Consider the following 24,862-nt stretch of genomic DNA (forward strand, 5'->3'; position numbering starts at 1 on the left):
AATGACAGATGGAAGATCAGGGAATAGTCCACCTATACTTACAGCGTTCACAGCAGGCCATTGTAGAGACCAAGAAGAAATACGGGGCTTACTGCAGAGTGATTGCCAGAAACATCCTATCCAATCTCTCAGATATTGATGAATGTGAGAATGATACATACCTGGCAGCGTGGAATGCAATTCCGCCTACGATGCCCGGGAAGCTATCTATTTTTTTAGGAAGAATCACCCGTAATATAGCGCTCGATAGACATAGTTATAATACAGCCAAGAAACGCAACCGTCAGTTTGATGCTATTCTAACCGAACTGGAAGGATGCATAGCTTCCCCGGATACGGTAGAAGGAGAATATGAAGCGGGTGAAACCGCAAGCTTGATCAATGAATTTCTATATGGCATAGAGGAGCAAGCCAGAAATATATTTATTAGGCGGTACTGGTATTCAGATTCCATAGAGGAACTCGCTATGAGATTTCAGATGAGCAGCAGTAAAGTGAAGTCCATTCTTTTCAGAACAAGAAATAAGCTTAGAGCTCATTTAGCCAAGGGGGGAGTTCACCTGTGAAAAGAGAAGAGTTATACCGCGAGATCGGACTCATGGATGAGGATTTAATTGAAGCAGCCGGATCGAGCGGAGCGGAGAAAAGGAAAAAAGGCTTTTCTAAAAAGTGGGTGGCTCTGGTTGCCTGTCTTGTACTCTATAGTTCAACCGCTTCCGCTTTATTAGCAACCGAATATTATAAGAATCAGAACGCAGAGCCGTATATCCGTTATCTGAGAGCTGAAGACATGGAGTTACTGCCCGCTCCCAAGTATGACGGGATGAAATTTCTGCAGGCCCTCAAAAGTGATAATGAAGAACATGTATATGTTGCTATCAACCGGCTGGTGGAAGGCTTCAATGATCCAAGCTTAAGAGCAAAGGCACTGAATAAACTTCAGCCGTTTGCAGGAAATGAGAATCCCAAAATCGCCGATGCGGCTGCTTTTGCTATAGATATTCTCTCACAAAGTTACCGGAGTCCGTATATTGTTAAACTGGCAGACGGCAGTATGTTATTTACGTTATTTAATCATTATTCGGATTATGGAAGCCAGAATGTCCTATGGAGGATCAAAGACAATAAGCTGGAGGAATATTCAAGCTTCTCTGCACCCTCTATGTATATCACAGAGATGATTCCTTCCCCCGATAAGAGGTTAGTTGCGGTCGTCACCTGTTCTAATAAAAGTGAATTTGTGCAGATTATTAATGTGGAAGCAGGAAGAACCAGTCCGGAATTAATAGAATCCGCAAGAGTCAAATATGGGGCGGAGCAGGAAATAGACACATGGATCCGCCCGGATTATGAAAATTATAGTGATGCCAGTAACATCGTCTGGAAGGACAATGATACCTTGGAGTTCGAGGGTTCCCTGGCCTATCAGGATACGGAGATTATAGAGAATGTCAGTGTAACGTACCAGTTTAGCAGCAAGGTGATCGAGGTGAAGAAGCTTAATTAGTCTGCGCAAAGCACTGAATATAAGAGAGCCGTGAGCCGCCTGTAAGGGCGGCCTTATATTTATCTATTTGAGGCGGCGGGTTAATGCCCAGAATAGCAGCGCCAGGGCACTGATGATTGCGCCTAACAAGCATACTCCGTTCCAGCCTGAGTAAGCATAGATGCTGGTGGATGCGATGGACCCGGTGGCGCTGCCTATGGAATAGAAAATCATATAACCGGCAGTAAGCCTGCTGCGTGCCTCCGGGTGCAAATTAAGAATCATGCTCTGGTTGGTGACATGCACAGCTTGTACTGCCAGATCAAGAAGGATAATACCTGCGACTAACGCGGGAAGTGAATGCACCGTATAACTTATGGGCAGCCATGACAGAAGCAGCAGAATCAATGCCGCGCCAGTAGTCCTCTGCCCTAAACCCCGGTCGGCAAGACGGCCTGCCCGCGCTGCTGCCAATGCTCCAGCCACTCCGGCGAGTCCAAACGCGCCAATTGCAGTGTGGGATAGAGACAGCGGCGGAGCGCTGAGCGGCAGTACCAGGGAAGTCCATAATATGCTGAACGCGGTAAAAATCAGCAGAGCCAGTACAGCGCGGATGCGCAGAATTCGCTCCATTGCGAATAACGTGAACAGCGAACGCAGCAGCTGCAGATAGGACAAGGCTTCTCTTGAGGGCTCATCCTTGGGCAGCACCCGAAACAATACGCCAGCCATGATTAGCGTTAATCCCGCAGAGACCAGGTAGACAGAGCGCCAACCGGCTATATCCGTTAATACTCCGGCAAAAGTCCGTGCGAGCAGAATACCTATAACGATTCCGCTTGTCACAACACCTACAGTACGTCCGCGCTCAGCCGGGTCTGCCAAAGTTGCCGCGAAGGCAACCAGTGTCTGTGTGACTACGGCAAGCAATCCAACCGCAGCTATAGCTATGAATAATATCCTGCTGGTAGGGGCGGTGCCAACCACAATCAGAGCCAGGACGGATATTAGCATCTGTCCGGCGATCAGCCAGCGGCGGTTCAACAAATCACCGAGGGGCACCAGCAATAGCAGTCCAAGCGCGTAACAGACTTGAGTAATGGTAATAACAAGGCCAACGGAGGAATGAGTAATCCCGAATTCTTGTGAGATAGCGTCCAGCAGGGGCTGCGCGTAATAAATATTGGCGACTGCCAATCCGCAGGCGATGGCAAATAAGAGCGCAACACTCCGGGACATTGGAGATACTGGAGCGGATTCGGATGCTGCAAGCGGTTGTTCGACTGCCTTTTCCAAAGTGACACCTCCTTAAATTCTATGTGGGCAAGAGATTTCATTTCATACTGAACGGTATAAAATAATCCCTGATAAATGTAACCCTGATAAATGATAACTGTCAATATCTATTGCATAATCGCAATCTGATTGACAATGAAATCTGTGAACAATAGAATTATAATATACTGAACGATATGAAAAGAGGGGTTATATTGGCCCGGCAACGTGAATTTGATGAAGACAAGGTATTGGATGCAGCGATGCAGCTATTCTGGGAAAAAGGATTCGAAGCTACCTCTTTGAGCGATTTGACTTCAAGAATGGGCATTCAGCGCCCCAGCCTATACTCCGCTTTTGGAGATAAAAAAGGACTATTTGAAGCTGCGCTGCGCAAATATACGAGTGCTCATGCTGCCTCTATACGGAGCAAACTCCAGACTAATTCTTCTGTTAAAGAAGCATTCCGCAGTTTTTTTGAGAATCTAGTGGCAAAGGAATATGGGGAAGATCCGAACTGGGGATGCTTTTGCCTCAACTCGATGGTGGAGCTTGCGCCTCATGATGAGAAATTTGCAATCCTGACCAGAGAACATCAGATGTATCTCTCGGTAATTTTCCAGGAAACGGTTGAGCGGGGGTTGCGTTCAGGTGAGCTTAATCCCGTCATTAACGCAAAGAGTCTGGCGCAGACACTGGTCATATCATTAATCGGACTGACTGTGTTCATGAAATCCCGGCCTGAGCGGACCTTCGTTGATAATTCTGTCAGAGAAATATTGACATTGTTGAGATAGAATCATGAATAGGGGAATCTGATTAGAGGGGTTGGCTTAGAATGCTGCTGACGACTGAGGACCAATTAATTGGCGAGATCGCAGGCTGGCTGAAGAAGCATTTTGAGGCTGAGCTGCTGTCTGCCGGGCGTGTAAATCGCGGGCTGATGAACGAGAAGTGGATTATCGGGACGAGCAAGGGGCGGCTGTTCGCCAAAAGCTATCACCCCGGGCGGTTCAAGATGGAGGATCCGGAGTTTCGCGGCAAGATTGAGCATGCGCTGCAGCTGCAGCTCCTGTGGTATCAGTCGGGAGGACCGTGTCCTGAGCCGTTAACGCTGGAAGGGCGCTGCATGCACATCCTGCCCTGCGGAAGATACATGACCGTCATGACATGCTGTCCGGGTGCTATGGTGCCTGCCGGCAGGATCGGTGAGCAGGGAATGCATTCACTCGGGCGGGCTGCTGCGGATATGCATACCGTCTGGGGTGCCGCGGCGGCATCAGGGGTCGGAGCAGCAGTGCCGGCGGGTGAACCGGCCTGGCAGTTGTCACGCGAGGAGATGGAGCTCGCCTGGGAGGTAAGCTGGGAGGCAGCCCGCAGCTCGTCCGGGCGTGTCCGGAACGCGCTGCAATTACAGAAGGCGGTTGCTGATTCACTTGGAGATCAGGACTTTACGCCTTTGACAGCGGGCTGGGCCCACCTTGATCTGTGGGCGGACAACCTGCTGTTCGAAGGGGACGCGCTGACAGCCATCGTTGACTTCGACCGGGCACGCTACTCGTTTCCGGCGCTGGACCTCGGGCGGGCGGTCCTCTCCGGCACACTCGGCGGGAGCGGATTCCGCAGGGATGCGGTTGCTGCTTTCGCTGAAGGCTACCGTAGTGTACACCCGCTGCCGCCGGGCGCTCTTTTGCGGGCAGTCAAGTATGTATGGTGCATCGAATCGCTTTGGTGGATCAAGCCGTCGCTCGAATCGTCGAGCAGTGTTCCTGTTCGTTTTGCCGAAGAAATGATTTATACTGCCGAGCATTGGGATCAGCTTGATGCGCTTCTTGGGGACATTTAGGCGGATGCGCAGGTTAACCCGGCGGAATTAACCTACACCGTCACTTTCCAACAAGGAATAGAAATTATCGCGGTCCTCGTCATCAAATTTGCCAAGCGTCCGTACCCGCACAAGCTCATGCCCCCCATACATATCTATTTCCTCACCAGTATTATTGTAGATCGCAATCATATGGCCCTCCTGATTCAGCTCCATGTATCCGTAACATTCAAACTCAGGCTTTTGACCGTAAAGGACCACAAACCGGATTATATCCACGCTGTTCATGCACAGCACTTCCTTTCTAGGATTCGTAATTAGGCTTGTAGCAAATTTTACGCGAGGCCGGACGAAATGGAAAAAGCAGTCCCAGTCCTCATACCCGCAAATTCATTCATACTTGGCAGGTTTAGGGGGCATACCCCGCAATGCCGCACCCGCACAAATTATTTCTTGACAGGATGGAATTAGGGGGTTAATATATCCTGCCAATTCACTCTGTTGCTCTGCTATGGCTAAACACATAAAAAAGCTTTCCACAATCCCCTTCCGGGCGATTATGAAAAGCCGCTGTGCAAACAGTGTGTATTACGCTTCCTAAAACTTCTCCGGGAACTGCTGGATAATGCCCGTTGTCAGAACATCCGCTAAATGAATCATATGGATCTCGTTCTTGTCGGTTGCGGCAATATCTGCTGCCCAGTCCCCCTTGAGGCAGCTCAGCACAATGTCTGTAACTAACTGAAGGTGCTCATACAGCATCTCTTGCACCGCTTTAAACGGCCAGTTTGGATTCAGTGCGCTCAAAAAAGTTGCAATCTCATCGGCATTCTTATGCCAATCGGCCTGCAGCTTCTTCAGATCAGCCTGATTGCCCGCTTTGGCGGCTGCTACAATCTTGCCTGCAATCCCAATATGCTCTTTCAACAGCTCTGCCAGCTTATTGCCGGCAGCCTCCCCGTAATACGGTTTGAATACATCGCCTATGTCCTGCTGGTTTCTCAGCAGCCGGTTCAGTACGTCCTTCTGGTCCGGGTTATTAGAGATGGCACTGACAATATAGCTTCGCGTCCATATGGTATGGTCAATCCATACCTTCTGCATATCGCTTTTCAGCTGAACCATCTTGGGGCTGAAGCAAACCGCTTCTTGCTTGCCGCCAGCCTGTGCCTGTAGGGGTCCTGCTGCTTGCGTCAAGGTGAGCATGAGCACCAATGTTAACGCCAGCAGCCATTTGTTTTTCAAATTCATCTGCTCCTTTATGTGTGCGTATGAAATGGCTTGTATTATTATGGCTGAAGCGGGAGGTTATATGCAGAATAGGACATTGTGTTTTTGTCGTTCTTCTACTTTTCTTCCATTTGTTGTTGCCTAATCCTCTATTTGCAAATATCATAGATTCATAATACTCCATGACATTACATCAGTATTCGAACTATTATTTGTAATCATATGAGGAGGAACGGTAGCGATGTTCAGGAAAAGCATTATGAAACGAAGCTTTGCTCTATTAGTAGCTCTAGTATTGGTATTATCATTCATTCCGCTCAAGCCTGCCCTGGCTCAAGAGAACTCAACGGGCGGTCAGCAAGAAACGGTCTACACGGGAGAGGGTTACGAGGTAATCTACACCATTTCTTCTAAGTGGGAGGGGGCATTCAATGCGGATGTCACCATCAGGAATACGGGCGACCGGACGATTGAGAATTGGACACTGGGCTTTAACCAGCCCTATGAGATCACTAATATCTGGAACGCGATTGTGCAGGCCTATATGAATGGTGCTTATGTAATCAAGAATGCAGGGAGCAACCAGGACATTCCTGCGGGCAGCAGTGTGAACTTTGGCTTCACGGCGAAGTATGACGGGGAACTGGTCCTTCCGTCAGCGTTTGATATGCAAGGCAGCGAACAGATTGTGCCGGCAGGAGACTATGAAACAAGCTTCACAGTGACGAGTGATTGGGGAAGCGCTTTTAACGGTGAAATTGCCATTAAGAATCTATCGCAGACCACCATTGAGGACTGGAAGCTGAGTTTTGATTATGAGGGGAATCTGGAACGGTTCTGGACGGCCGAAATCACCGGGCATACCGGTAATCATTACGTCATACATAATGCAGGCTACAACGCCAATATTCAGCCGGGGGAGACGCTGACACTCGGGTTCTCCGGGAATCCGGGAAATGTAGTCAATGAACCTGCGGGCTATGAGCTGACGCAGATTGCGGCCCGGCAAGAAGTACCTGAACCGGAGGAAGTCTCCGTGCAGCTGGATACGTACGGTTTAGAACTTCAGAATAGCGCAGACGGTGACTATTACTTCCTGAGAACGAAGCTGGACAAGCTGTCGGGAACACTGGGAGGGACATCGCGCATCAAGACCTTTACCTATCAGACTTCTGATAAAAATAAAACGGTCCTGCAGCAAGGAGCTATTCCAGTAAGTGGGGTCTGGTCCGTGGAAGGCATAGGGCTGGGTGTCGGCTATAATCTGCTGAAGCTAAGTGCGCAATTAAGCGATGGTTCTGAGGTTGCCAAAGAGTATATCATCGTGAATTTCGACGAGAATAATCTGGATAACTTAGGGATTGACCGGGAGCAGGACAGCGACGGCGACGGAATTAGCGATTATTACGAAGAACATTATGGCCTTTCCGTTACCAGTAAAGATACTGATGGAGACGGATTAAGCGACCGGGATGAGATCATCGTATTGAAGCTGAATCCGCTTGAACAGGATAGTAATCAGGACGGGATTCTGGATGGTGACGAAGACGGCGATAACGATGGATTAACCAACCTGGAAGAGTTGTCCTATCAGACGAGCCTGATCAGCGCGGATACGGACGGCGATGGTCTTTCGGACGGCGAAGAGGTTCAGACGTATCAGACGGACCCCCTGAAGGCGGACACCGATGGCGACGGGCTGTCGGACGCCTGGGAGGTGAAGATCGGAAGCAACCCGCTCGTGATCGAAGCGAAGTTCTCGAGAACGGTTGCGGTTGAAGCTGCGGATGCCAAAGCAGTTCCCAGCGTTACCGTTGAAGGGGTCAGTGCGGAACAGGTGGGCAGTTTATCTGTAGATCCTGTTCAGGACGGCATTCTTAATGATACAACGATCCCCGGCTATATCGATCAAGGCTACAATTTCTCAATAAACGGAGCCTTTGAGAAGGCGACGATTTCCTTCGAACTTGATGATAGCTTGTTGAATACAGCGAACTTCGTTCCGCGGATCTACTATTTCAATGAGGCTGCGCAGTTATTTGAAGAGCTGCCCAATCAGAAGGTTACGGGGAATGTGGTTTCGGCCGAGACGGGACACTTTTCAAAGTACATTTTATTAAACAAAACCGTATACGATACTGTATGGCAGTATAAGTTCCTGTATGATGAGGGAGAAGAGCAATATTCGGGGATGGACATTGTCTTCGTCATCGACTCCTCGGGCAGCATGTCGAGCAATGATGGAAGCAATGTGAGAACCAGCGTAACCAGACAGTTCATCAACCTGCTGACAGGAAGTGACCGGGGCGCTATTGTTGATTTTGACGACACCGCCAAGGTATTATCCGCGTTCACCTCTGATAAGGCAGCTTTGAATACAGCCGCAGGGAAGATTGACAGTAACGGCGGAACGAGCCTGACTAGCGGAATTGCAAGTGCAATTAATTTGTTCACCGCCAGCGGCAGAACAGATGTCCTGAAGTATATTATTATGCTTACAGATGGGGACGGCACTTACAATACATCGCTGACCAAGCAGGCCGCTGATAATCAAATCGTTATTTATACGGTAGGGCTCGGCAGCAGTGTATCGACGAGTGTACTGACAAATATGGCGCAGGGCACCGGCGGCAGCTACTATCATGCGAGCAACGCCGACCATTTATACGGGATCTTCGATACGATCGCCGAGACCTCGGACTTATACAAAGATACAGACATGGACGGCATTAGTGACTATCATGAGAAAGAAATGCAGGCCGGCCGGTTGCGTCTAGGTACAGGCGGTGCGGTGGTCAGAGTGAACTACCTGGATGCGGACAGCGATGACGACGGGCTCAAGGATGGTGAAGAGGTCCGCATTCTGAAAGCCGGCGATAAGGTCTATGCCTATATGTATTCTAATCCTAATCTGACAGACACGGACGGCGATGGTCTGAACGACGCAGTGGATCCCAGAAGGCTGACTCCAGATGTTAATGAGGCATTGATCCTTCAGTCAGATTACAGGGAGGGAGTACTCAAGGATGCTCCGCGAGGAGATTATACCGTATCGGATGACCTGACGTTCAATGACTACACCTACAGTGAATTATTCAAGCTGGGCCCGGTGTTCTCTGTGGCCAGGATTACGCCGGAAGCCATGATCTGGGGCGAAATGGCATTCCTGTTCTCCGTCGGCAAAACCGGTGCGAGTGACGATATGAGCTCCGTTCTGAGCGATTTGATCTCGACGTTCAGATACGATAACCGCAGTAATGAAGGTACATCGGTTTCCGACGGTGACACCTTCAGCACGGACAAATATATCAAGTATCATAACAGCAAGCTGGATAATGCAGTCATAAGTGACTCCAGCACCGAGAATTATGTGCAATTAATCCGTGATTTCGTGGTCCAGGAGCTGCACAATAGTAATGGCGACCTGTCTAAGCTGGAGTATAACCCAAGTGCGAACAAGAAGGTTGTTTATGATTACGTGGGCGGATTCTCACACAGCCCGTATCCGGTGTTTACGGAGAAGACCAATCTGGCGTTATCCCTGGCGATTCATGCCTTCCATGGCAATAATATTACTATTAAGGACTTCAAGATTGCCGGAGACCAGTTCAGCGGGAAGCTGGTGTTCCATTTCTATGATCATTTCGGCCTGGACGCAGATGATGAGATTAATTGGCCGGGATTTGTGGATTGGTTCACGCTGCAGCACTACGACCGTTTCAACGGCAAATATGTGCCGTTCATTACAACGATTGATTACGAGCTGTATTTCAGCGGTTCTGTTAACTAATTCAAAGCGTCTCATTCCGAAAAGGTCAGGCAGGTGGAGCTATGGGCCGCACTAGAATCATCTTTATAGGCATTGCAGCTGCAGTGATAATTGTGGCGTTAGGGGTGATCATTAACTATAACCATTCCAGCGCGAAATATAATATTTACAGGGATCATCGCGAGCTGTTTGAGGCTGTGAAGGATGAGACCGAGCTTCTTATGACCAGCCGCGATAACCGGAGTGATATAGGAAATACCTTTATCTACTCCAATAACGGAAATGCTGTGGGCCATCAGTTCCTGGATGGTGTAGATGCGGACCTGCAGGGCAAGGTAGGGCAGATTATTGCGGTATCAGAAGACAAGCTGAACTTTCTTAGGTACAGCAGACAGAACGGGAAGAGTCTCCTAAGGTTCGTGTTTGACTGGGAAGGCGAGAACGGCGGCACCTATCATATTGTATATTGTGACAGTCAGGATCTGGTCGAGAAGGCGTATAGTGAGGAGCCTGTTAACTACAAGCTGCATACACTGGCGGATGGCTGGTACGGGGTAGAGATCAAATGAGGTAACAAGAAGAAGCGCCTGAAATAGGGGCTTCTTCTTGTTTGCATTTCATGCGCTGAGCAGCACCGTGATGGCCCGGATAATAGATTCTCTTAAGGCCTTAAGGTTCTTGAGCGAATCCGGATCAAGCGTAGGACCGAAGGGATTGGACTCCGACCAGGCGGTAGCGAGCGACATAATTAAGGTTAAGATGAAGTTAGGGGGAAAGGCGGAGCCGATGCTGCCTGAGCCTTGGGCATTGCGGATCTCCTGGACCTTCTGCATATGGGCGTCTTCCCGTTTGGGTGGGCGGGCCGTGCTTTTCTCCAGATTAGACCACATCAACAGCCGCATTACATCGGGATTCGCCATGGCAAAATCAAACACTTTGGCCGTATATTCCGGGAGGTCGCCCGGTGTAAACGGAATATCTTCGAACGCGCGGTCAAGATTTCTCTGGAGAACCGTAGTGAAGAGGGTTTCTTTATTCTCAAAATACACATAGATCAGGTTTTTATTACAGCCGGCCGTTTTGGCAATGCGTTCGACCCGTGCTCCGGCAATGCCGAATGCGGAGAACTCATCCATCGCGGTCTTTAAAATTAACTCACGTGTCGCTTCGGCATTTCTCATGTTCGATCATCCTTATTCTAGAGTTGCGGTAATCCGATTATTACTGAATAGTATATCACTTGACTAACCGGTTAGACAGGTCTATATTTGACTAACCGGTTAGTCAATTAAGCGGACCGGAACTCTCATGAAAGAAGGATTGGACGATGGCACAACGGACTTGGTTTATCACAGGCATCAATAGCGGCTTCGGCCGGCATATGACGGAGCAGCTTCTGGAGCGTGGCGACCGCGTAGCCGGTACTGTCCGCAATATGAACTCAGTGGATGATCTTAAGGCGAAGCATGGGGAGCTTCTGTGGGTAGCCCAGCTTGACGTTACCGACACTCCGGCTATCTATGCGGTCGTTGATCAGGCTTTTGACCAGTTGGGTAAGATTGACGTTGTTGTCAGTAACGCAGGCTACGGCCTTATTGGTGCCGCTGAAGAATTAACCAATGAGCAAATCACCCATCAGATTAATACTAACCTTGTCGGATCGATTCAGCTGGTGCGCGCTTCCTTACCGCACTTACGCGCTCAGGGTGGCGGCCGGATCATTCAGCTCTCTTCGGTAGGCGGGCAAGCTGCGTACCCGGGAGGATCACTGTACCACGCTACAAAGTGGGGCATCGAAGGCTTCATCGAAGCGCTGATGCAGGAAGTGGCTCCCTTTAATATAGGTCTTACCCTTGTGGAGCCGGGCGGAGCACGGACGAACTTCAAAGATCACAGCGCGCAGCTGGCTCCCGGGATGGAAGCCTATGAAGGCACTCCTGCTGCTAAAGCAAGAAGCAATTTCGGAGACAGCACAATCGTTCCCATGGGCGATCCGGCCAAAATGGTTAAGATCATGATCGACAGCGCCGACCAGCATCCCGCACCGAAAAGAATTGCGCTTGGCAGTGATTCTTATACTGTGATCCATCAGGCGCTCACTAGTCGTCTTGCGGAGCTGGAGGCACAGAAGGAACTCGCCTTCTCCACGAATTATCCGAAGGAGGATGCATTATGATCAAGCGGATCTTGGGAAGTAACGGTCTGGAGGTTTCTTCTATAGGACTGGGTTGTATGGGGATGAGCATGGGGTATGGCCCTTCGGCGGATAAGAAGGATATGATCTCGCTGATTCATGCGGCATTCGACCGGGGAGTAACATTCTTTGATACGGCTGAATTATATGGTCCTTATACGAACGAAGAATTAGTGGGCGAAGCGCTTGCCCCGCTTAAGGGAAAGATCACGATTGCCACGAAGTTTGGCCTGATGTCGGATCAGGGGCTGCCCATACTTAACAGCACTCCGGAGAAAATCAGAGAGTCGGTTGAAGGTTCCCTCCGGCGGCTTAAGGTTGAGACGATTGATTTATATTATCAGCACCGGGTCGATCCGGATGTCCCTATTGAAGAGGTCGCTGGTGCCATACAAGATCTTATTCAGCAGGGCAAGATCAGACATTGGGGACTTTCCGAAGCAGATGTTATCACGATCCGCCGTGCTCATGCCGTGCATCCGCTGACTGCGGTTCAAAGTGAATATTCAATGATGTGGCGCAGCCCCGAGGAAGAATTGCTGCCTGCGTTAGAGGAGCTTGGGATTGGGTTTGTCCCCTTCAGCCCATTGGGCAAAGGCTTTCTGACAGGGACCATTGACAAGAATACCACATTCGCCAGTACAGACAACCGGACGGCTTCCCCCCGCTTCGAGGCAGAGAATATGGAAGCCAACCAAGTTCTGGTGGAGCTTATACGCAGAATTGCTGCCGGGAAGGAGGCCACACCCGCTCAAATTGCACTGGCCTGGGTGCTTGCCCAGAAGCCGTGGATTGTTCCGATCCCCGGTACAAGAAAGCTCGAACGGCTGGAAGAGAATCTTGGAGCCACCGAGATTAAGCTTATCCCTGAGGAACTGAGCAGTCTGGACAGTGCGTTGTCAGGCATCAGGATTTCCGGCGACCGCTATCCGGCTGCGCTGGCGAACCGGCTGGGGAAATAACGTCAAAATCAACGTCTTCGATAAATTCGATCACTTCCCCGTTAGGGCTGTGAATGAGTGCGTTCTTCACCAGCAGCGGCGGTTCGCCAAGTGACAGGGTATCCGGTTCTACGAAAGTCCTTGCTCCGTGAGCAAGGGCTTTTTGATATATTTCCTCCACATTATCTACATAAAAGGCAAAATGCAATAATGCTCCGTGAGCTATTTCTTCTTCGGATGAAGCTTTCTTTCCCTGAGCAGGAATCACGGCATCGTTATCAAAAATTTCAAGGCAGGTTCTGCCGTCCGGTGAAATCAGCATCGAAGCTTCCTGGATGTGAAATGAGGGCAGACTCCAGTGATGGCCCCGCTTAAACCCCAGAACTCCGGTATAAAATGCAATAGTCGCTGTATAATCTCTAGCTTGGATCGCTACATGTGCCAGACCGTTTACGCCCATCTAATTACCGCCCCCTTATCTAATATAGGTTAATTATAGGTATAACCAAGCTTGAAATACATGTGAATAACAAGGGATTTATAGTAATATAGGCTTATATTATGAGGTATTTCGAATAATTTGGTTTATTACCTAAGGGGGTGTTCAGGATAGATAATCTTATGGATGACATTGATAAGAAAATCATGGCCTTACTTCAGTACAACGCGCGAATGTCAGTAGCTCAAATCAGTAAAGAGGTGGCCATGTCGCAACCTTCGGTGAAAGAAAGAATGATGAAGCTGGAGGAAAAGAATATCATTTCCGGCTATGTTACGACGTTTAGTCTGCGGGAGCTGAACCGGGGGACGACAACTTTTATCCTATTAAAGACGGAGCATTGCCACGAGCTCACTGACTTTTGCCGGGAGGCTATTGAAGTAACGGACTTATTCCGTATCAGCGGAGAATATAATTATCTCATGAAGGTGCAGACTGCATCGATTGAAGCGCTCGCTGAATTTCAGGATTCGCTGATTAAGTTCGGCCCTTCCAAGTCGCATATCAGTCTGAAAAATATACTGGAGAACAGGGTGTTGCTGTAAGGAATACCTGAGAGACTCGGCTTGGAGAATCATAGCACAGCAGACCGCTATCCAAACAGGAGGGCGGTCTATTTCTTTTTATGGCGAGAGGAGAATCGGGCTTGCATCCTGCCGCAGCTTCTGTTATCTTGATATTAACAAAATGTAATTATCAAAATGTTAATAAGTTAATCCGATCAAGAATAGGTGCAGAAAGCGGAGGGATGCAGCGTGAAGAGGATTGCAGGGAACTGGAATGGGTTCGAAATCGTCTGGCTGGTTATATTTACTTTGATTGCAATTGGTTTTACAATTGTTTCCAAGGATTCGTTTCTTGGGTTCACGGTCTTTATTACCGGGGTGCTGTGCGTGGTGCTTACGGCGAAGGGAAAGCTGATGAGTTATGCTTTTGGGATGTATAACACCTTCGGCTATGCCTACCTGGCTTATATTAACGGATTATTCGGAGAGGTTATGCTGAATCTGCTATTCTTCGTGCCGATGAATGTCGTAGGCTTCTATATGTGGAAGAAGAATATGCAGAGCGGCAAGCTGTCGATGCGTCAGATGGAGGCCAAAGGCATGCTCCTCACAATGGCAGTCTGTATTTCCGGGGCGCTGCTGCTGGGGTATAGCCTGTCGTTGATCCCGGCGCAGAACTCACCTTATATTGATGCCATCACGACCGTGTTATCCGTAGTGGCCACGATTCTGATGGTGCGGAGATTCAAGGAGCAGTGGCTGGTCTATATTGTGCTGAATCTGTTCACGGTGCTGCTCTGGGTGATCCGGACGGTGGAGGGCAGTGGTGAAGGTCTGCTGATGATTGTCATGTGGAGCGCCTATCTGGTTAACGCGGTATACGGCTACTATAACTGGAACAAAGGGGTTAAGGAGGCGCTGGCATGAAGACACTCGGATTAACCCTCGGAAAATTTGCTCCGCTGCATAAAGGGCACCAGCTCATGATCGAAACGGCGCTGCAGGAGGTCGATGAATTGATCGTGGTGATCTATGAAACGTCCGTCTCTCCGGTCCCGCTGCATATCCGGGCGAACTGGATACGCAGGCTGTATCCCTCATCGGTGCGGGTAATTGAAGCGTGGGATGGTCCGGACGGGTACTCCGATGACCGTGAGCATGAGATCCGGGAAGAGCAGTATATTCTGGGGCTGCTGAAGGGCGAGCAGGTAACCCATTTTTATTCCAGTGAGTTCTACGGCAGGCATATGAGCATTGCCCTGGGGGCAATAGACCGGCGGGTGGATGAAGCACGTCAGCAGGTGCCGGTATCGGCCACCATGATCCGCTCTGATCCTTTTAAATACCGGCAATATGTAAGCGGCATTGTATACCGGGATCTAATTACGAAGGTTGTGTTTGTAGGAGCGATGTCTACCGGCAAATCGACGATTACTGAAGCGCTGGCGGAACAGTATAGGACGGCTTTTGCCAGCGAGTACGGGCGGGATTATTGGACGGAGCATCAGGTGGACCGCCGGATCGGCATAGAGGCTTTTGACGACATTGCCGTGGGCCATATCAAGCGGGAGGAACAGGCGCTTCTTACAGCAGACCGGTATCTGTTTGTTGATACGAATGCGATTACCACTTACATGTACGCCCTGGATTACCACGGCCGGGCTCCGGAGCTGCTAACCCGGCTGGCGCTGGAGAATGCGCAGCGGTACGATCTGTTTTTCCTGTGCGACGACGATATTCCTTATGACGATACTTGGGACCGCAGCGGGGACCAGAAACGGCATGTTTTTCACAAGCAGATCATAGCAGATTTGAAGGAGCGGCGGATTCCCTACATTACGCTTAGGGGGACGCTGGAAGAACGCATGCGTAAGGTAGACGATGTACTTGCGAAGTTCAAGCCTTATGAGAACTATTTCGGAGAGCTGCAGCACTAGAATAAAGAATCCGGGAGGCGGAGACGCTTGGAATTATTAGATCGTAACGGATTTACAGAACGTGAATTTCTGGAGCAATACCGGGCAGGGAATTATGAGCGGCCTTCGGTGGCGGCGGATATGGTGATTTTCACTGTAACGGACAGGGAGTCAGATGACTATGGCAAGCTTGCGGAAAAAGAGCTACGCATCCTGCTCATCCGCCGGGGAGGGCACCCCTGCCTGGGACAATGGGCGCTGCCGGGCGGTTTCATCCAGCCGGATGAGACCGGGGAGCAGGCGGCTGCGCGTGAACTGTATGAGGAGACCGGCGTTGCTGATGTATACCTGGAGCAGCTCTATACCGTTACCGATCCCGGCCGCGACCCCCGTACCTGGGTGATGAGCAGCAGCTATATGGCCTTGATTCACAGCAGCCGGTTCCAGATCAAGGCTGGGGACGATGCCGAAGACGCGGCCTGGTTCACGGTAAGCTACCGGCTTCTAGGGGAGCACAAAGAGCTGCTGGAAGAAGGATACGTCAGAACCTTTACTTACGAGCTTAAGCTGGGTGCCGGAGAGGGAGAACTGACGGCGGTTATAGACCGGACGGTGACAGCCAAGCCGGCCTCCAGGTCAGTCACTTACTCTATCCAGTCCAATGACGGACTTGCGTTTGATCACGGGAAAATCATTGCCCGCGCCATCGAGCGGCTGCGCCAAGAAACGGATGAAGCCGGCATCGCCCTGCACTTAATGCCTAAGCTGTTTACCTTAACGGAGCTGCAGTCGGTGTATGAGGTAATTCTGGACAAAGAACTGCCGGAGGCTGCCTTCCGGGACAAGGTGGCGGGTCTGGTGGCTGAAACGGGTCACTCCACGGACATTGCCGGACAATCGCCTTCCCGGTTGTATCAGAGAGACTGGATCAATATACAGGACAATGAAGATAGAAGGGTGGAGTTACAGGGGTGAGAGTGAAATTAGAAGGAATTACGGTTTTGGCCCTGGATGTTGCTGGAATGACTGGCTTCTATCGTGATGTTCTGGGATTTAAGGCTATTGTTGAAGAGGATCATTATGCTGAATTTGAGAATGACGGCGTTCGTCTAGCGATTTTCTCAGCACCCTTAATGGCGGATAACACGAACGGTCATCACTCCTACGCAGAGGAGCGTAAAGGACAGGCCTTTGAGCTTAATTTCGAATGTGACTCTCCTGAGGATGTCTACATTAGATACGATGAATTTGTTGCAAAAGGGGCTACAGGAATCACAGCGCCGAAGGTGGTGCCCTGGGGACACACCACGGGTTTTTTTGCAGATCCGGAAGGCAATATTCATTCCCTCTTTGCGGTCAACCGCTCTGTATAAACAATAAAGAGCATTTGACGGGCAAGAAGGTATGTATAACGGGGCGGCTAAAAAGGGGATCAAATCAGGCAACCCCAATTCTCTCAAGGAGAATCAGGGTCGCTTGGTTTGTGAAATGCTCATGGTCACCTTCCCTCCGCCGGAGGGGGATACATTATCCAGACTAAGGCTGCCCCCGTGCTGCTCGGCCACAGACCGGGCAATGTAGAGCCCCATCCCGTGATGGTTGCCGGAGCTTCGGCTCTGGTCGCCCCTGTAGAACTGATGGGTTGCTTCTTTCAGATCGGCCTGCGAGAAGCCGCGGCCGGTATCAGTGATCATGAAATGAACAGCATCAGCACCGCCCTGCACGAGCAGACCGATGCTTCCCTGCGGAGGTGTATGCTCTGCCGCATTCGCGAGCACGTTAACAATCCCCCGCAGCAGCAGCTCTTTATTAATGAAGAGGAACTCGGGCAGGTTCTTCTTCTGGACAGAGGTATGCAGGTTCTTCCCGGAGGACAGGGCCTTCAGCTGCAGCTCCAATTCTTCAATAATTTCCCCTGTTGGCACAAGAGATTCCCGGCGCTCCGCCCCAGCCTGCAGGCTGGACAGATCGATAACCTCCTGAACGAAGGCTTCGATGTCCCCGGCACTGCGGAGAATATAGCTGTTATACTCCCGCTGAGCATCATCCTGTGAGGTCTCCTGCAGCAGCTCTGCGTTTCCCCGGATGATGGTGAGCGGTGTCTTAATGTCGTGGGCCAGCGCGGAAATCTGTTCTCTGCGGGATCGTTCCAGCTCCCACTGCCGCTTAAGCGAGGTATTCAGGGCTTCCTTCATCCGGTCCAGGGAGGCCAGCACCTCATCGATCTCGCGGATTCCGGAGGGTTTAATGGTGAACTCCAGATTCTCACGCTGGATGTGCCCGGTCGCTTCCTGCAGCCCGGCCATTTTCTTCGACAGTCTGCTGCCGAACAGAGCGGCAAGCAGGGCGGCCTGGAGCAAAACACCGAAGATGAAGAGCAGGATGGCCAGCAGCTGGGGATTCGGCAGATAGCTGCGCAGCAGGGAAGAGGCGTACTGCGGCGTTAAGCTATACCGGAATATCCAGATTTCCTGCCCGTGCCGGGCGGTTGTATAGAAATGAGAGCCCTGGCTATCCCCATGCTGCACGATCTCCCAGGCATGTATTGCTTCCTGGCGTTTCAGATTACCGGCGAGCAGCGCTCCATCTCCGGTGAACACGGTATAATCGACCCGGTCCGGAACCATCTGCGGCGTTACTGCTTCGCTTGAGGCCAGCCGTTCCTTGAACGCTGCAATCTCCTTCTCGGCATAGTTTGCAGGCAGCACGGCATCCCAGGCAAAAGCCAGCGTGAACAGGCCAAGCAGCACGCCTAGCAGCAAGATCGTTCCCAGGCTTAAGAACAGAAGGTACTGCAGGAAAAAGGTGCGAAGGCGTACGGTTTTGGTTAATTTCACAGCTTCCACTTATATCCGATCCCCCAGATGGTCTCAATGACATCCATTCCATATTTGCTCAGCTTGGCCCGGATATTCTTAATATGCTCCGTAATAGCGCTGCTGTCGCTTTCCCCGTCATACCCGAAGACCGCTTCATAGATATGTTCCTTGGAGAAGACCTGTCCGCGGCTGCGGGCCAGGAATTCGCAGATTTCATATTCGCTTTTGGTCAGAGGCACCTTGTCCGCCTGGACAAACAGCTCTTTGCCGGAGAGATTGAAATGTACGTTCTCCAGATACAGCACCTTCCGCTTCTCCCTGCCCTCCCGCCTGAGGTGGGCATCAATCCGTGCCCGCAGCGCCCCAATACCAAAGGGCTTCACAATATAATCATCTGCCCCCAGGCCCAGGCCGTACATCAGATCGCTTTCCTGTGTTTTGGCCGTTAAAAAAAGAATGGGGCAATCCACTGCCGCGCGGATCTCCCGGCAAAGGGTAAAGCCGTCCACCCCCGGCATCATGACATCCAGCATAATAAGATCATATGCGCCAAGGTCGGACTGGCGCACCTGGGTGGAATCAGAGATCACCGTCACCAGGTGCTGATCCGTACGGAGTGCATTGCGAATCAGCGACAGGATGGCGGGCTCATCGTCTACTACGAGTATTTTGGCCATATTCATTCCCTCAATTATTAGTTGTAGGTCTAATTCTCCGTTGATCGTCCTTCCCAGCGCTTGAACCATAAGAGGCATAGCAGGGAAGCGGTGATTGTGCCCGGTATGCAGACTGCAATTCCGGTATTCAGGCCGGATACGGCAGGGGATAACGTGATACCGGAAGCGTGGATTGTCCATAAAGAGATGAAGCGGACACCCCAGGCGAAGGGGATATAGGGCCAGATCGAATCGCCCAGTCCGGTGAGCATTAAGGCGGATACCAGACTTCCCGCCAGTCCCGTTCCAATAGAAGTCCCCCGGCCAAATTGCAGGCTGGCTGTCAGGTGAAGCAGGTATAGAAATATATTGCTCCCGAACAGAATAACTGACCCGGTGAGGTAAAAGGGTAATCCCAGTCTGTCCTGCTGCAGAATCCTGCTAAAGCCCAGGCCAAAGAGGCTGTAAGCGAACAGGACGGCTCCGAAGCCAAAACACAACAGGAGCAGCAGCTTACTTATATAGGTTGTGATTCTGGCCGCAGGCATAGCAAGCATTCCTTGATACTGTCCTGCATTCGCTTCCTGTTCCGCCGCCATGGAGCAGACGAGCCCGATCAGGGCAGGAAGGGCACAGCCCAGAGACTGCATGAATGCCAATGCCTTGTCTGAGGCGCTCCATGGGGAGTAAGAATAGTAGGCCAGGAACACGGCAGCTCCGGTTAAGGGGGCCAGCAGATGAATCAGCAGAAACGGTGTGTGCCGGGTTTTGAGCAGATCCGCCCGCAGCAATCCCAGTAGTGTGGCCATCTTTACTTCGCCTCCTGCTTATGGAACCATAGTGCAGTAAGCAGGAACAGTAATCCGAACCAGACCAGGGAGACCAGCACATCAGCCAGAATCATGTCTGTGCTTCTCAGCGGACTGTCCGCCGGTACCGGGAGGCCATTCGGCAGAATGGACAGCACCGGGCACATGAGTCTGAAAGTAATCGTATAGGGGATGTAATCCCACAGTCCTCCGGCATCGAAGGTAACCACGCCCACGACAGTACCGAACATATTAAGCAGAACAGCGGCGAATAATCCGAGCCGTGCGGCCAGGAACAGACACAGTGGAATCTGCCACAGAAACGTAATGAAGATCAGCGCGCTGCCGGCCAGGCTGTTCAGCAATGGAATGGTCTGGCCAAACAGCATTCCCCCTGCTGTAATGCCAATCAGGAACAGGAGGAGAGCCGCGGACAGCCACTGCGCACAGGCGATGATTTTCCCGGCCCAGAGGATCTTCGGATCGACGGGAAGTGCCAGCAGTCCGCGGTATTTCATCTTGGCATCCTTATGCAGAGCCAGTGAACAAGTGAGTGTCAACGCCCCCGGCAAGAGCATGGTGTACCACCAGTTATAAGCCCCGGTCTGAAAATAGCTTCCGCCCATTAGAATGGCACACAGCAGCATCGTGAATACAGGGGCGATCCAGACCAGACTGGGGATGAAGGTGCGCCGCCATTTTAAACGTTCAGCCCTAATATGATTAAGCATGAGGCGCAACCTCCCTCCGGCCTGCTGCTGCCACCTGCATGAACAAGGCTTCCAGCTCTTGGCCGTGGGGAATGGCACCCTGATATCCCAGCACTCCGCCGGCGATAATCCCGATCTGATCCGCTACCTGTTCGACCTCGGAGAGCATATGACTTGAGAGAATGACAGTGATTCCCTGCCCGGGGAAGGAACGGATCAGCTCCCGCAGCTCCTGAATCCCGATAGGGTCAAGCCCGTTGGTCGGTTCGTCCAGGATGAGCAGCTCCGGCTGGTTCAGGAGTGCAATCGCGATGCCGAGCCGCTGCTTCATCCCCATGGAGAACTGTCCGGCACGTTTCTTCCCCGTCCGGGCTAAATCCACGGTCGTGAGCACCTCTTCGATCCGGGACTGCGGCAATCCGAGGGCAAGTGTACGTACCTTGAGATTCTCACGGGCGGTCAGGTTCTCATATAGCGGCGGCGCCTCAATCAGTACACCAATTCTGCGTAAGTCCTTCCGGGTCCAATCATGCCCTTGAATGCGGATGCTGCCGGAATCGGGGCGCAGCATGCCTGCGAACATTTTGAGTGTTGTTGATTTGCCGGCGCCATTCGGACCAAGCAGTCCATAGATCGAGTTGCGCGGTACAGCAAGTGATACATTGCTCACGACGGTTTGATGCTTGAAGCTTTTGCACAGATTCTCGGTTTCCAGAATAATGCCTTGCATAGTATATCATCCTTTCTATCTCCACAGTCTAAGAGGAGATTCTAAGGATTCTATAAGGATAACGGAGGATTCCCCCGCAAGAATGAAGGGTTATGCATGACAGAAACACCCTCCCCGGTACTGCAGGAGGGTCTCTGTTATGAAGCTGAAGCTAGAGTCGGCGGGATTCTAACGTTTCCGGAATGCGCCCCCGCGGGCCAGTGCAAAGAATATCAGTAAGGCGATAATTGAACCAACAATGGCTGGAATGATATGGAATCCTCCAACAACGGGACCCCTCGGCCCCAGCAGCTCGGTACCCAGCCAGGAGCCGACAAAGCCGGCAATGATATTTCCCAGCACGCCTCCTGGAACGTCGCGTCCAATCAGATTGCCGCTTAGCCAGCCGATAATTCCGCCGATAATCAACACCCAGAGCAGATACATTGATTTGTCCCCTTTCCAGTGGTTTATTCAAGGTATGTTAGGAAAGGGAATAGGTGAACTGCTTATTGAATAATTTTTTTAAATCCTGCTAATCCAGCGCCCTTACCGTCTCCCCCTCAATCAGCACAGGCTGATAATAGGTGCTGTTCCGCAAATCCTTCTTCCCCTGCAGCTTTTTAATAACCCATTCAGCGGCATCACGGCCCATCTGCTCCTGCGGATGGGTTAAGGTCGTGAGCTTGATGCCCGCATTCTTGGCGATATAAGAATTATCCTGGCCAATAATTGATAAATCCTCCGGAATCGAAATCTCCAGCTGTCTGCACACATTTACGACTTCCAGGCCAACCTCATCGTTATAGCAGACAATAGCCGTTAATACCTCTCTGTTATCGGTCAGGAATTGCTTCAGATTCTCGGACAGAGCCTGCTTGGACTCGGTATCGAAGGACAGCACCTGCTCGGGGTGAAAGCGTAATTTGGCTTCTCCAAGCGCTTTGATATAACCCTTCATGCGGTATTTGCCCTGCAGGTCATCCATTTTGGCGATAATACCGATCTGGGTGTGGCCCTTCGAGATTAGCTCTTTGGTCGCCAGATAACTGGACTGCACATCATCAAGACAGAAGAAAGGCACCTCCAGTTCTTCATAATAAGCATTAATCATGATAAACGGGACATCCTGTTCTTTGAACGACAGATAGTATGCAATATTAGGGTTGTACAGATTGCTCTTCGTAGGCTCAATAATCAGACCATCGACTCCAAAGGACAGCATCATTTCCAGCGCCTTCTTCTCCTGGGCGACATCATTATTGGTGCTGGCGAGCAGCAGCGAATAATTATCCTCGTTAAGTCTGCTCTCGATCCCGCGGATGATGGAAGGAAAGATGTAATCTGAGAGGTAGGTCGTGATGACACCGATGGTTTTCGTATTGGGGTTGCCCCCCGATTTGGACCGGAACTGGTTGCTTACATAGGTGCCTGATCCCTTCTCGCTTCTTAGAAAGCCCTCATTGGATAGCTCCAGGATAGCCTTCCGGACGGTTTGCCGGCTCACACCATAGGTGTCCTGCAAGGCTAATTCTGTAGGAATCTGCTCGCCCACACTATAGGTTCCTGACAGTATATTGCTTTTTATATCATCAAAAATAATCTGGTATTTGGTTTTCACCCGGCTCACTTCTTTCATGGTTGTTCATATACGAATCGGTATATCCGCAATAGTTGTACGTACACATTATAGTATGAATATATCGTTATTATAATCCAATGTCTACTATGTATAAGCGTTTCAAGGGAAATGTGGATTTCTCTCTGTAAAATTTGTATGTATATCTTGTGTGTTATGTTGACAAATGTACGAACAAAAAATATACTAAGTCTGTTAATAAAGGAAGCGCCTTCTTTCCATTTCTATTATAACAGTTTGGTTCAGAGAGGAGTAACGTGGGCATGGATCAGAACATCGGGCAAGCGATACTTAAGGGAGAAACTTCACTGGGTATCGAATTTGGATCCACACGTATCAAGGCAGTACTGATTGATCAGCGGTTTGAGACCATCGCATCCGGAAGCTTCGAGTGGGAGAATCTGCTTGAGGGCGGGTACTGGACGTATCATTTAACAGACATTATCAAGGGCCTGCAGGAGGCTTACCGTGAACTGAAGCAGGAAGTCCAGCAGAAATACGGTATTACGCTTACGACCGTTGGTTCTATCGGGTTCTCGGCAATGATGCACGGATATATGGCTTTTGACAGCGCAGGCGGGCTGCTGGTTCCGTTCCGGACCTGGCGTAATGCAACAACCGGTGCTGCGGCCAAAGAATTAACGGAGGTCTTCCAGTTCAACATCCCTGAACGCTGGACCATAGCGCACCTGTATCAGGCGATACTGAACGGGGAAGAGCATGTGCCTCAGGCGGAGTTCGTAACAACGCTGGGCGGGTATATTCACTGGCTGCTGACCGGCAGCAAGGCGATCGGGATCGGCGATGCTTCGGGGGTTTTCCCGATAGATGAGGCCACGCAGGATTACAATGCAGCGATGGTTGCACAGTTCGATGAACTCATTGCAGACAAGGGCTACCCTTGGAAGCTGAAAGATATTCTCCCTAAAGTGTATACTGCGGGCGAGCAGGCAGGGCTATTAACAGAAGCGGGTGCGTTAATTCTGGATGCGTCCGGGGAGCTGCAGCCGGGTATTCCGCTGTGTCCTCCGGAAGGCGACGCCGGAACAGGTATGGTTGCTACGAACAGTGTCCGCAAACGGACCGGTAACATCTCCGTAGGCACTTCCGTGTTTGCAATGATCGTGCTGGAGAAGGATCTTACAGCCGTATATCCGGAGATTGATATGGTTACTACTCCAGACGGCAGTCCGGTCGGCATGGTTCATGCCAACAACTGTTCCAGTGATCTCAACGCCTGGATCGGCCTGTTCCGTGAATTCTCGGAGGCGATGGGCTTTAAGGCAGACCCAGGGCAATTGTTCAGTGTCCTGTTCAATAAAGCACTGGAGGCGGATGCTGACGGCGGCGGTCTGCTGAGCTACGGGTATTTCTCCGGGGAGAATATTACCGGGATTGAGAAAGGCCGGCCGCTGTTTGTACGCTCACCGGAGAGCCGGTTCAATCTGGCCAACTTCATGCGGACGCATTTATTCTCCGCTTTTGGCGCGCTGAAGATCGGAATGGATATTCTGACCAAGCAGGAGCAAGTGTCCATCGACAGTATTCTGGCTCACGGCGGGTTATTCAAAACTCCTGTGGTCGGGCAGAAAATCGTTGCCGCTGCAATGAACGTCCCTGTCTCTGTCATGGCAACAGCCGGAGAAGGCGGCGCATGGGGGATGGCGATTCTGGCCTCCTACATGCAGAACAAAGCACAGCAGGAGCGTCTGGATGACTTCCTTGACCACAAGGTATTTAAGGATGTGGAAGGACAAGTCATCCATCCGGATGCGGCTGATGTGAAGGGCTTCGAGCTATTCATGGAACGTTACACTGCAGGGATCGCGATCGAGCAGGCTGCTGTAGATCATCTGGTAGAAAACGGGAGGGGTTAACC

The 24,862-nt window shown here is 50.9% G+C and carries 26 protein-coding genes; 14 read left to right on the forward strand and 12 right to left on the reverse strand.

Annotation, left to right across the window (positions count from 1 at the left end):
• Positions 1-8 precede the first annotated feature (8 nt).
• Positions 9-566, forward strand: a complete 558-nt coding sequence (locus MHI42_RS21015; protein ID WP_342420539.1) for a sigma-70 family RNA polymerase sigma factor — start codon at positions 9-11, stop codon at positions 564-566.
• Complete coding sequence (locus MHI42_RS21020) at positions 563-1,507, forward strand: hypothetical protein (RefSeq protein ID WP_342420540.1); 945 nt, start codon at positions 563-565, stop codon at positions 1,505-1,507. Before MHI42_RS21015 ends, MHI42_RS21020 begins: the two co-directional genes overlap by 4 nt.
• Before the next feature lie 63 nt (positions 1,508-1,570).
• Here the strand turns inward: MHI42_RS21020 and MHI42_RS21025 are convergent, their stop codons facing one another.
• Complete coding sequence (locus MHI42_RS21025; protein ID WP_342424775.1) at positions 1,571-2,725, reverse strand: MFS transporter; 1,155 nt, start codon at positions 2,723-2,725, stop codon at positions 1,571-1,573.
• 251 nt (positions 2,726-2,976) lie between these two features.
• Here MHI42_RS21025 and MHI42_RS21030 point away from each other — a divergent pair, with 251 nt between their 5' ends.
• Both MHI42_RS21030 and MHI42_RS21035 read left to right on the forward strand, forming a co-directional pair.
• A complete protein-coding gene (locus tag MHI42_RS21030; protein WP_342420541.1) occupies positions 2,977-3,558 on the forward strand; it encodes a TetR/AcrR family transcriptional regulator in 582 nt (193 codons plus the stop codon).
• Between the two features lie 41 nt (positions 3,559-3,599).
• A complete protein-coding gene (locus MHI42_RS21035) occupies positions 3,600-4,607 on the forward strand; it encodes a phosphotransferase (protein ID WP_342420542.1) in 1,008 nt (335 codons plus the stop codon).
• Positions 4,608-4,634: 27 nt separating this feature from the next.
• On the opposite strand, the gene MHI42_RS21040 is transcribed toward MHI42_RS21035, so the two are convergent.
• Positions 4,635-4,874 (reverse strand): hypothetical protein, encoded by a 240-nt coding sequence (locus tag MHI42_RS21040; protein ID WP_342420543.1) that lies wholly within the window; start codon positions 4,872-4,874, stop codon positions 4,635-4,637.
• A 309-nt stretch (positions 4,875-5,183) separates the two neighbouring features.
• Positions 5,184-5,831: a glycosyltransferase gene (locus tag MHI42_RS21045; RefSeq protein ID WP_342420544.1), complete on the reverse strand. Its 648-nt coding sequence runs from the start codon at positions 5,829-5,831 to the stop codon at positions 5,184-5,186.
• A gap of 226 nt (positions 5,832-6,057) precedes the next feature.
• On the opposite strand from MHI42_RS21045, the gene MHI42_RS21050 reads away from it, so the two are divergent.
• Together MHI42_RS21050 and MHI42_RS21055 are read left to right on the forward strand one after the other, a co-directional pair.
• Positions 6,058-9,606, forward strand: a complete 3,549-nt coding sequence (locus MHI42_RS21050; RefSeq protein ID WP_342420545.1) for a DUF3289 family protein — start codon at positions 6,058-6,060, stop codon at positions 9,604-9,606.
• Between the two features lie 41 nt (positions 9,607-9,647).
• Entirely contained in the window at positions 9,648-10,154 is a 507-nt protein-coding gene (locus MHI42_RS21055; protein ID WP_171717700.1) for a hypothetical protein, read from the forward strand.
• 48 nt (positions 10,155-10,202) lie between these two features.
• On the opposite strand, the gene MHI42_RS21060 is transcribed toward MHI42_RS21055, so the two are convergent.
• A complete protein-coding gene (locus MHI42_RS21060) occupies positions 10,203-10,766 on the reverse strand; it encodes a TetR family transcriptional regulator (RefSeq protein ID WP_171717699.1) in 564 nt (187 codons plus the stop codon).
• Between the two features lie 146 nt (positions 10,767-10,912).
• Between MHI42_RS21060 and MHI42_RS21065 the strand changes: the two genes are divergently transcribed.
• Both MHI42_RS21065 and MHI42_RS21070 read left to right on the forward strand, forming a co-directional pair.
• Positions 10,913-11,761 (forward strand): SDR family oxidoreductase, encoded by an 849-nt coding sequence (locus MHI42_RS21065; protein ID WP_171717698.1) that lies wholly within the window; start codon positions 10,913-10,915, stop codon positions 11,759-11,761.
• Positions 11,758-12,741: an aldo/keto reductase gene (locus MHI42_RS21070; RefSeq protein ID WP_171717697.1), complete on the forward strand. Its 984-nt coding sequence runs from the start codon at positions 11,758-11,760 to the stop codon at positions 12,739-12,741. The genes MHI42_RS21065 and MHI42_RS21070 overlap by 4 nt, the downstream gene beginning before the upstream one ends.
• Here the strand turns inward: MHI42_RS21070 and MHI42_RS21075 are convergent.
• A complete protein-coding gene (locus MHI42_RS21075) occupies positions 12,686-13,180 on the reverse strand; it encodes a VOC family protein (RefSeq protein ID WP_171717696.1) in 495 nt (164 codons plus the stop codon). The two genes, MHI42_RS21070 and MHI42_RS21075, sit on opposite strands and share 56 nt — an antisense overlap.
• 161 nt (positions 13,181-13,341) lie before the next feature.
• Between MHI42_RS21075 and MHI42_RS21080 the strand changes: the two genes are divergently transcribed.
• From MHI42_RS21080 to MHI42_RS21100, 5 genes are all read left to right on the forward strand, one after another.
• Positions 13,342-13,764, forward strand: coding sequence for an Lrp/AsnC family transcriptional regulator (locus MHI42_RS21080; RefSeq protein ID WP_342420546.1), 423 nt, complete (start codon positions 13,342-13,344; stop codon positions 13,762-13,764).
• 210 nt (positions 13,765-13,974) lie between these two features.
• Positions 13,975-14,652: a nicotinamide riboside transporter PnuC gene (gene pnuC, locus MHI42_RS21085; protein WP_042140513.1), complete on the forward strand. Its 678-nt coding sequence runs from the start codon at positions 13,975-13,977 to the stop codon at positions 14,650-14,652.
• Positions 14,649-15,662 (forward strand): AAA family ATPase, encoded by a 1,014-nt coding sequence (locus MHI42_RS21090; protein ID WP_342420547.1) that lies wholly within the window; start codon positions 14,649-14,651, stop codon positions 15,660-15,662. The genes pnuC and MHI42_RS21090 overlap by 4 nt, the downstream gene beginning before the upstream one ends.
• A 27-nt stretch (positions 15,663-15,689) precedes the next feature.
• Positions 15,690-16,616, forward strand: a complete 927-nt coding sequence (locus MHI42_RS21095; protein WP_342420548.1) for an NUDIX hydrolase — start codon at positions 15,690-15,692, stop codon at positions 16,614-16,616.
• 2 nt (positions 16,617-16,618) lie between these two features.
• Positions 16,619-17,014, forward strand: a complete 396-nt coding sequence (locus tag MHI42_RS21100) for a VOC family protein (RefSeq protein ID WP_342420549.1) — start codon at positions 16,619-16,621, stop codon at positions 17,012-17,014.
• Positions 17,015-17,107: 93 nt separating this feature from the next.
• Here MHI42_RS21100 and MHI42_RS21105 read toward each other — a convergent pair whose 3' ends face one another.
• From MHI42_RS21105 to MHI42_RS21135, 7 genes are all read right to left on the reverse strand, one after another.
• Positions 17,108-18,487, reverse strand: coding sequence for a HAMP domain-containing sensor histidine kinase (locus tag MHI42_RS21105; RefSeq protein ID WP_342420550.1), 1,380 nt, complete (start codon positions 18,485-18,487; stop codon positions 17,108-17,110).
• Positions 18,475-19,137, reverse strand: a complete 663-nt coding sequence (locus MHI42_RS21110; protein WP_039296094.1) for a response regulator transcription factor — start codon at positions 19,135-19,137, stop codon at positions 18,475-18,477. Before MHI42_RS21110 ends, MHI42_RS21105 begins: the two co-directional genes overlap by 13 nt.
• Before the next feature lie 29 nt (positions 19,138-19,166).
• A complete protein-coding gene (locus tag MHI42_RS21115; protein ID WP_342420551.1) occupies positions 19,167-19,925 on the reverse strand; it encodes a lantibiotic immunity ABC transporter MutG family permease subunit in 759 nt (252 codons plus the stop codon).
• A 2-nt stretch (positions 19,926-19,927) separates the two neighbouring features.
• Positions 19,928-20,656 (reverse strand): lantibiotic immunity ABC transporter MutE/EpiE family permease subunit, encoded by a 729-nt coding sequence (locus tag MHI42_RS21120; RefSeq protein ID WP_076243681.1) that lies wholly within the window; start codon positions 20,654-20,656, stop codon positions 19,928-19,930.
• Positions 20,649-21,365: a lantibiotic protection ABC transporter ATP-binding protein gene (locus tag MHI42_RS21125; protein ID WP_342420552.1), complete on the reverse strand. Its 717-nt coding sequence runs from the start codon at positions 21,363-21,365 to the stop codon at positions 20,649-20,651. The genes MHI42_RS21120 and MHI42_RS21125 overlap by 8 nt, the downstream gene beginning before the upstream one ends.
• A gap of 168 nt (positions 21,366-21,533) precedes the next feature.
• Positions 21,534-21,791 carry a GlsB/YeaQ/YmgE family stress response membrane protein gene (locus MHI42_RS21130; protein ID WP_039296107.1) on the reverse strand — a complete coding sequence of 86 codons (258 nt, stop codon included), beginning with the start codon at positions 21,789-21,791 and terminating at the stop codon, positions 21,534-21,536.
• 88 nt (positions 21,792-21,879) lie between these two features.
• The gene (locus MHI42_RS21135; protein ID WP_342424776.1) at positions 21,880-22,965 is read right to left on the reverse strand and encodes a GntR family transcriptional regulator; all 1,086 of its coding nucleotides are present in this window, start codon (positions 22,963-22,965) and stop codon (positions 21,880-21,882) included.
• 281 nt (positions 22,966-23,246) lie between these two features.
• Between MHI42_RS21135 and MHI42_RS21140 the strand changes: the two genes are divergently transcribed.
• On the forward strand, positions 23,247-24,860 hold the full coding sequence (locus MHI42_RS21140) for an FGGY-family carbohydrate kinase (protein WP_342420553.1): 1,614 nt from the start codon (positions 23,247-23,249) through the stop codon (positions 24,858-24,860).
• Positions 24,861-24,862 lie beyond the last annotated feature (2 nt).

Origin of the sequence: Paenibacillus sp. FSL E2-0178 (assembly GCF_038593005.1) — a bacterium.
In the GTDB taxonomy this organism is placed as follows: Bacteria; Bacillota; Bacilli; order Paenibacillales; family Paenibacillaceae; genus Paenibacillus_AQ; species Paenibacillus_AQ phytohabitans.

Bases quoted from the DNA above. Each gene is read 5' to 3' on its own strand.
- MHI42_RS21015 (WP_342420539.1), top strand. From the start codon at position 9: ATGGAAGATCAGGGAATAGTCCACCTATACTTACAGCGTTCACAGCAG.
- MHI42_RS21025 (WP_342424775.1), bottom strand. From the start codon at position 2,725: ATGTCCCGGAGTGTTGCGCTCTTATTTGCCATCGCCTGCGGATTGGCA.
- MHI42_RS21035 (WP_342420542.1), top strand. From the start codon at position 3,600: ATGCTGCTGACGACTGAGGACCAATTAATTGGCGAGATCGCAGGCTGG.
- MHI42_RS21040 (WP_342420543.1), bottom strand. From the start codon at position 4,874: ATGAACAGCGTGGATATAATCCGGTTTGTGGTCCTTTACGGTCAAAAG.
- MHI42_RS21050 (WP_342420545.1), top strand. From the start codon at position 6,058: ATGTTCAGGAAAAGCATTATGAAACGAAGCTTTGCTCTATTAGTAGCT.
- MHI42_RS21055 (WP_171717700.1), top strand. From the start codon at position 9,648: ATGGGCCGCACTAGAATCATCTTTATAGGCATTGCAGCTGCAGTGATA.
- MHI42_RS21060 (WP_171717699.1), bottom strand. From the start codon at position 10,766: ATGAGAAATGCCGAAGCGACACGTGAGTTAATTTTAAAGACCGCGATG.
- MHI42_RS21065 (WP_171717698.1), top strand. From the start codon at position 10,913: ATGGCACAACGGACTTGGTTTATCACAGGCATCAATAGCGGCTTCGGC.
- MHI42_RS21070 (WP_171717697.1), top strand. From the start codon at position 11,758: ATGATCAAGCGGATCTTGGGAAGTAACGGTCTGGAGGTTTCTTCTATA.
- MHI42_RS21075 (WP_171717696.1), bottom strand. From the start codon at position 13,180: ATGGGCGTAAACGGTCTGGCACATGTAGCGATCCAAGCTAGAGATTAT.
- MHI42_RS21080 (WP_342420546.1), top strand. From the start codon at position 13,342: ATGGATGACATTGATAAGAAAATCATGGCCTTACTTCAGTACAACGCG.
- MHI42_RS21090 (WP_342420547.1), top strand. From the start codon at position 14,649: ATGAAGACACTCGGATTAACCCTCGGAAAATTTGCTCCGCTGCATAAA.
- MHI42_RS21110 (WP_039296094.1), bottom strand. From the start codon at position 19,137: ATGGCCAAAATACTCGTAGTAGACGATGAGCCCGCCATCCTGTCGCTG.
- MHI42_RS21115 (WP_342420551.1), bottom strand. From the start codon at position 19,925: ATGGCCACACTACTGGGATTGCTGCGGGCGGATCTGCTCAAAACCCGG.
- MHI42_RS21120 (WP_076243681.1), bottom strand. From the start codon at position 20,656: ATGCTTAATCATATTAGGGCTGAACGTTTAAAATGGCGGCGCACCTTC.
- MHI42_RS21125 (WP_342420552.1), bottom strand. From the start codon at position 21,365: ATGCAAGGCATTATTCTGGAAACCGAGAATCTGTGCAAAAGCTTCAAG.
- MHI42_RS21130 (WP_039296107.1), bottom strand. From the start codon at position 21,791: ATGTATCTGCTCTGGGTGTTGATTATCGGCGGAATTATCGGCTGGCTA.
- MHI42_RS21140 (WP_342420553.1), top strand. From the start codon at position 23,247: ATGGATCAGAACATCGGGCAAGCGATACTTAAGGGAGAAACTTCACTG.